Origin of the sequence: Actinomadura sp. NPDC048032 (assembly GCF_040653175.1) — a bacterium.
Classification (GTDB): domain Bacteria; phylum Actinomycetota; class Actinomycetes; order Streptosporangiales; family Streptosporangiaceae; genus Spirillospora; species Spirillospora verrucosospora.
The window spans coordinates 1-6,215 of record NZ_JBEZJP010000459.1 but is presented as its reverse complement, the minus strand read 5'-3'; the positions used below and the strand labels follow the sequence as shown (position 1 = coordinate 6,215).

Annotated in this window: 7 protein-coding genes; 5 read left to right on the top strand and 2 right to left on the bottom strand. The window is 69.5% G+C overall.

What is annotated here, in order from left to right:
• Nucleotides 1-47: 47 nt before the first annotated feature.
• The 4 genes from pstC (at nucleotide 48) to AB0C69_RS36255 (ending at nucleotide 4,615) form a co-directional block, all read left to right on the top strand.
• Nucleotides 48-1,028, top strand: coding sequence for a phosphate ABC transporter permease subunit PstC (pstC, locus tag AB0C69_RS36270; RefSeq protein WP_360359983.1), 981 nt, complete (start codon nucleotides 48-50; stop codon nucleotides 1,026-1,028).
• Nucleotides 1,025-1,930, top strand: coding sequence for a phosphate ABC transporter permease PstA (pstA, locus tag AB0C69_RS36265; protein WP_360359980.1), 906 nt, complete (start codon nucleotides 1,025-1,027; stop codon nucleotides 1,928-1,930). The genes pstC and pstA overlap by 4 nt, the downstream gene beginning before the upstream one ends.
• 66 nt (nucleotides 1,931-1,996) lie before the next feature.
• Nucleotides 1,997-2,773: a phosphate ABC transporter ATP-binding protein PstB gene (gene pstB, locus AB0C69_RS36260; protein ID WP_185031461.1), complete on the top strand. Its 777-nt coding sequence runs from the start codon at nucleotides 1,997-1,999 to the stop codon at nucleotides 2,771-2,773.
• 252 nt (nucleotides 2,774-3,025) lie between these two features.
• Nucleotides 3,026-4,615 carry an alkaline phosphatase family protein gene (locus AB0C69_RS36255; protein ID WP_360359976.1) on the top strand — a complete coding sequence of 530 codons (1,590 nt, stop codon included), beginning with the start codon at nucleotides 3,026-3,028 and terminating at the stop codon, nucleotides 4,613-4,615.
• A 19-nt stretch (nucleotides 4,616-4,634) separates the two neighbouring features.
• On the opposite strand, the gene AB0C69_RS36250 is transcribed toward AB0C69_RS36255, so the two are convergent.
• Together AB0C69_RS36250 and AB0C69_RS36245 are read right to left on the bottom strand one after the other, a co-directional pair.
• Nucleotides 4,635-5,078 (bottom strand): nitroreductase family deazaflavin-dependent oxidoreductase, encoded by a 444-nt coding sequence (locus AB0C69_RS36250; RefSeq protein ID WP_360359973.1) that lies wholly within the window; start codon nucleotides 5,076-5,078, stop codon nucleotides 4,635-4,637.
• Nucleotides 5,075-5,518, bottom strand: coding sequence for a DUF6069 family protein (locus AB0C69_RS36245; RefSeq protein WP_345172776.1), 444 nt, complete (start codon nucleotides 5,516-5,518; stop codon nucleotides 5,075-5,077). Before AB0C69_RS36245 ends, AB0C69_RS36250 begins: the two co-directional genes overlap by 4 nt.
• Nucleotides 5,519-5,639: 121 nt before the next feature.
• On the opposite strand from AB0C69_RS36245, the gene AB0C69_RS36240 reads away from it, so the two are divergent.
• The gene (locus AB0C69_RS36240) at nucleotides 5,640-6,107 is read left to right on the top strand and encodes a MarR family transcriptional regulator (protein ID WP_360359969.1); all 468 of its coding nucleotides are present in this window, start codon (nucleotides 5,640-5,642) and stop codon (nucleotides 6,105-6,107) included.
• The last annotated feature ends 108 nt before the right edge of the window (nucleotides 6,108-6,215 follow it).

The window sequence follows — 6,215 nt, the reverse complement described above, 5'->3', positions numbered from 1 at the left end:
GCGGGGCCAACGCGGGTTCCGGCGACATGATCGAAGGAGGACGTCCCGTGATGAGCGAGACCGGCGTCGGCGCGGCCGCCGGCGTCGACCGCCCTGCCGCCGCGAGGCGGATGAGCACCGGGCGCGCCGGAGACAAGATCTTCGTCTCGGCGGCCCGCGGCTCGGGCATCATCGTGCTGCTGATCATGGCCGCGATCGCGGTCTTCCTCGTGTGGAAGGCCGTTCCGGCGCTGCAGGACAACAAGGCGAACTTCCTGACCGCGGAGGAATGGAACCCGAACGCCACGCCGCCGAGGTTCGGCATCGCGCAGCTGGCGTTCGGGACGGTCGTGTCGTCGCTGCTGGCGATGCTCATCGCGACGCCGGTCGCGGTCGGCATCGCGCTGTTCATCTCCTTCTACTCGCCGCGGCGGCTCGCCTCCGGGCTCGGGTACGTCGTGGACCTGCTCGCGGCGGTGCCGAGCATCGTCTACGGGCTCTGGGGCCTGGTCTTCCTGTCCCGGCACATGGAGGGGATCAGCACGTTCCTGAACTCCGTCCTCGGCTGGATCCCGATCTTCGGGGGCGACTCTCCCGGAAAGAACTCGATCTTCACCGCCTCCGTGGTGCTCGCGATCATGATCCTGCCGATCATCTCGTCGATCTCGCGCGAGGTGTTCCTGCAGGTGCCGCGGGCCAACGTGGAGGCCGCGCTCGCGCTCGGCGCCACCCGCTGGGAGACGATCCGGATGGCGGTGCTGCCCTACGGACGCTCCGGCATGATCGGCGGCGCCATGCTCGGGCTCGGCCGCGCCATGGGCGAGACGATCGCGGTCGCGATGGTCCTCACCTTCGTGCCCGGGATCAACATCCACCTGCTGGAGAACGGCGGCGCCACGTTCGCCTCCAACATCGCCAACAGCTTCGCCGAGGCGTCCACCACCGGGCGCGGCGCCCTCATCGCCTCCGGCCTGGTGCTGTTCGTGATCACCCTGCTCGTGAACATGGCCGCCCGCGCGGTCGTCGCGCGCCGGAAGGAGTTCGTGTGACCACCGTCTCCACCAGCAAGCCCGCCCCCGGCGCCCGGCTGGGGCCGGTGTCCGCCGGGCGCAAGATCAAGGACCGGGCCGTCCAGGGCCTGGTCTACCTCGCGTTCGCGCTGGCGCTCATCCCCCTGGTGTCGGTCCTGTGGACCGTGGCCGTGAACGGCGCCAAGCGCCTCGACCTGACGTTCTTCCAGTTCTCGATGAACGCCGTCAGCGGCAGCGACGCCGGCGGCGGCGCCTACCACGCGATCATCGGCACGCTGGAGCAGGTGCTGATCACGAGCCTGATCGCCGTGCCGATCGCCGTGCTCACCGCCATCTACCTGGTGGAGTACGCCGGCAACGGGCGGCTCGGCAAGGTCATCAGCTTCACCGTGGACGTCATGACCGGCATCCCGTCGATCGTCGCGGGCCTGTTCGTGCTGGCGCTGTGGCTGCTGACGTTCGGCTTCGACTTCTCCGGACTCGCCGGATCCCTCGCCCTGACGATCCTGATGATCCCCACGGTGGTGCGGGCGACCGAGGAGATGCTCAAGCTCGTCCCGAACGACCTGCGCGAGGCGTCCTACGCGCTCGGGGTGCCGCGCTGGCGGACGATCTGCTTCGTCATCCTCCCGACCGCGATGACCGGCATCGTCACCGGCGTGATGCTCGCCGTCGCCCGCGTGATGGGCGAGACGGCGCCGCTGCTGCTCACGATCTTCTTCACCAAGGCGATCAACAACGACCCGTTCAACGGCGCGCAGGCCTCGCTGCCCACCTTCATCTGGGAGCAGGCCGCCGACCCCAACCAGAACTCGATCGACCGGGCCTGGACGGGGGCGCTCGTGCTGATCGGAATCATCATGCTGCTCAACCTGGTCGCCCGGCTCGTCGCGCGGCGCAAGGCGCCCGCGGGGCGCTGATCCCCCTTGGTTCGACAGCCGCGCACGCGCGGAGCCCGCTGACCCAGAGAAAGGAACCCTGACCCCATGGCCAAGCGGATCGAGGTATCCGGGCTGCACGCCTACTACGGCGGCGTCCACGCCATCGAGGACATCTCGATGACGATCGAGCCGCGCTCGGTGACGGCGTTCATCGGGCCGTCGGGCTGCGGCAAGTCCACGTTCCTGCGCACCCTGAACCGGATGCACGAGGTCATCCCGGGCGCCCGCGTCGAGGGCAAGGTGATGCTGGACGAGGAGGACCTCTACGACTCGGCCGTCGACCCGGTCGCGGTGCGGCGCGTCGTCGGGATGGTGTTCCAGCGGCCCAACCCGTTCCCCACCATGTCGATCTACGACAACGTGGCGGCCGGGCTCAAGCTGAACGGCGTCCGCCGCAAGGGCCGGCTGGACGAGGTCGTCGAGGAGTCGCTGCGCGGGGCCAACCTGTGGAACGAGGTCAAGGACCGGCTCGCCAAGCCCGGCGCCGGCCTGTCGGGCGGGCAGCAGCAGCGGCTGTGCATCGCGCGGGCGATCGCCGTCCAGCCGCAGGTGCTGCTGATGGACGAGCCGTGCTCGGCCCTCGACCCGATCTCCACCCTCGCGATCGAGGACCTGATCGAGAAGCTGAAGACGCAGTACACGATCGTGATCGTCACGCACAACATGCAGCAGGCGGCCCGGGTCAGCGACCGCACCGCGTTCTTCAACATCGCGGGGACGGGCAAGCCCGGCAAGCTCATCGAGATCGACGACACCAGCAAGATCTTCGCGAACCCGGAGCAGAAGGCCACCGAGGACTACATCACCGGCCGCTTCGGCTGACCCCGGCCCGATCGGTCCCGGAGCCGGGCTTCGGCTCCGGGCTTTCCGCGCGGCTCGGAGCCTTCCCGGCCCGCTGGGACGCTCGGACTCCATCTCTCCGTTCGGCGGAGGCCATTTCTTCGCACTTCCAGGCGTCGCGAACGGTGCGGACGCCATCGGCGGGGCATTGCCCCTAGGGATCGATCGCCGCCCGCGCAGTCGGCGCGTGACGGGCGGGATCGCCGGTCGTCCCGATGCTTGGGTGGTGGAGAGATGCGCAGGCCCTCGGTGCTGGCCGCGTCCATGGTCGTGGTCGGCACGGCGGCGCTGAGCTCTGGCTGCGGCGGCGGCGAGGGAGCCGCTCCTTCGCCGCACACCACGGCGGAGGCGCGCAGCCCGATCGAGCACGTCGTCGTGATCTACGGAGAGAACGTCTCCTTCGACCACTACTTCGGGACGTATCCGAAGGCCGCCAACACCGACGGCACGCCGTTCCACGCCGCGCCGGGCACGCCGAAGGCCGACGGGCTGAGCGGACGCCTCCTGACGAGGAACCCCAACCGGTACGACCCGAGGCGGCTCGGTCCTTCCCAGGCCCTCACCTGCGACCAGGACCACGGCTACGCCGCCGAGCAGAAGGCGGTCAACGGCGGCCGCATGGACAGGTTCGTCGAGTTCACCGAGCGCGGCGAGTGCGGCGGCCGGCCGCTCTTCTTCGGCGGGCCCGGCCTCGTCATGGACTACTACGACGGCAACACGGTCACCGCCATGTGGAACTACGCGCAGAACTATGCGATGAGCGACAACTCCTGGGATTCGGTGTTCGGGCCGTCCACCCCCGGCGCCCTCAATCTCGTCTCAGGGCAGACGCACGGCGGTTACGCGGTCGATCCGAAGACGCACGAGAAGGTCTCGGATCCGTCGGTGGTCTCGTCCCCGGACGGGGACGGCGTGGGCACGGTGATCAACGACCCTGATCCGGCGTTCGACGACTGCTCCGGCGATGGCCACGCGTCCGGCGGCGGCCTCACCGTCATGACCGGCCGCAATATCGGCGACCTCCTGAACGCGAAGCACGTGACGTGGGGCTGGTTCCAGGGCGGTTTCCGTCCGACCGGCACGAGGAACGGCTACAAGGTCTGCGGCGCCGCGCACGCCAACATCGGCAAGAACCGGGTCGTCGACTACAGCCCGCACCACGAGCCGTTCCAGTACTACAGGTCGACGGCCAACGAGAAGCACGTGCCTCCGTCAGGGGTGGCTGCGATCGGCCACACCGACCAGGCCAACCACCAGTACGACCTGGCCGACTTCCACGCCGCCCTCGCCGCGCACCGCATGCCGGCCGTCTCCTTCCTCAAGGCCCCCGCCTACCAGGACGGCCACGCCGGCTACTCCGATCCTCTGGACGAGCAGCGGTTCGTCGCGTCCACCGTGAACGCGATCGAGAAGTCCCCCGAATGGGCCTCGACGGCGGTGATCCTTGCCTACGACGACTCCGACGGCTGGTACGACCACGTCCCGTCGCGCATCACGAACGGTTCGGCCGACCCCGCGCAGGACGGACCGGCCTGCCGGAAGGTCGGGGCGGCCGGGGGCTACCAGGACCGGTGCGGGCCGAGCCAGCGGCTGCCCCTGATCGTGATCTCGCCGTACGCCAGAGTGAACCACGTCGACCACCGCCCTTCGGAGCAGGCGTCGATCCTGCGCTTCATCGAGGACAACTGGGGCGCCGGCCGTATCGGAGACGCCTCCTTCGACACCCGCGCCAATGCGCTGGACTCGATGTTCGACTTCTCCGGCGCGAGAGCGCCCCGCGTTCTCATCGACCCGGACACCGGAGCGGTCACCGGGAGGCCCTGAACGCCCTCTGACCGGCCAGTCAGGGCGAGACGGTGTCCAGGACCACCACCGGGATGTCGCGTTCGGAGGTGGCCTGGTAGGTGTCGTAGAGGGGGAAGACCGCGGTCATCCGGGCCCAGAGCGGTGGCTTCTCCTGTGGAGTGGCGGTGCGGGCCTGTGCGACGAAGGTGTCGGCTCCGAGCTGCACGGTCACCTGCGGGTGCGCGGTGAGGTTGAGGTACCAGGCGGGAGGCTGGGCGGCTCCGGCGTTCGAGGCCACCAGCAGGTGACGGTCCTTGTCGCGGCCGTAGATCAGCGCGGTGCGGCGCAGTTTGCCGGACCGGCGGCCTCGCGTGGTGAGCAGCAGCGTCGGCCAGCCCTGGTAGAGGTGTCCTTGGACGCCGCCGGTCTCCAGGTAGGCGCGGATGTGATCGGCGACCCAGGGCGTGGGGCTGTCGAAGATCTCGTTCTCGGGCGCGGTCATGGCCTGCTCCCCGTGTCGGTGTTGCGGGATGCGGCCGTCCACCAGAAGACGGGGATGAGAACGGCTCCGACGGCCAGGTGGGTGAGGGCGAGCACCGCTCTGGTCCCGCCTGAAGCCTGCACGCCGATGACGGGCAGGAACGACACCGCGAGCAGGACGAGGGCGGTGGCCGTCCAGATCCGGGCCGCCAGTCGCGTCACCTTTTCCAGCACGGCCATCAGCACCCAGCCGAGGAGCGACGGAGCCAGCGCGAAGACGCCGATGGCGGCCGCTCCCAGGTCCCGCGGCTCCTGACCTTCCTGCCGGATCACCAGGTCCTGGCCCAGGAGGGGTTCGCCGACCGCCCAGACCGCCAGCGCGGCCGCGACGGCGCCCGCGACGGCGAGTGCCCGCGCGGGTCGTGGATTCCTGCGGCTGACATGGGTGCTCGTTCGGGTCATCGCCACAACTCCTTCAGCTACTCGATAGTTCAGGAACTGAACCTTTTGGTCGTCGTGGAGCGTAGCAGTTACTTCAGGAGCTGAACAGTTAAGTGGCTTAATCGGTGACTATGCTGGTGGCATGAGCCCCCATGTCGAGGCCGAGGCCGGCGCGGACGCGGTCGTGGCCGAGTTGAGCGGCCTCGTCTTCGAGGTGACCGGGCGGCTGCGCGCCCAGTTCAACGCCGCCGCGGCGGAACTCGGTCTTCCCCCGGCCCAGGCGCTCGTCCTGACCAACCTGTCCGAGCCCGCCCCCATGCGTCAGCTGGCCGACTGGCTGTCATGCGAGCCGTCGAACGTCACCGGCATAGTCGACGGTCTGGAACGTCGCGGCTTGGTGACCCGTCAGCCCGCGCCGGGTGACCGTCGTGTCAAGCATGTGGTGCTCACCGAAGCCGGGGAGAGCAAACGCCGGCAGTTGCGGTCCAGGGCCCACGCGCTGGCTCGGAACTTCTTCGAGCTGCCCGGTTCCGACCAGAGGCACCTTCGTGACTTGCTCGCACGTGTTCTGACCGGGCCGCCGACGGGCGTGGACGCGGCATCCGGCTGACGCGGCGAGGCGGCATCTCGTTGCGCGCTCTCAGGGCTGGCCGCTCGGGCGTTGGGGTGGTGGTGCTGGCAAGGATGCGCGCCGGCCGGACGGTCCCCACGTCCGGCC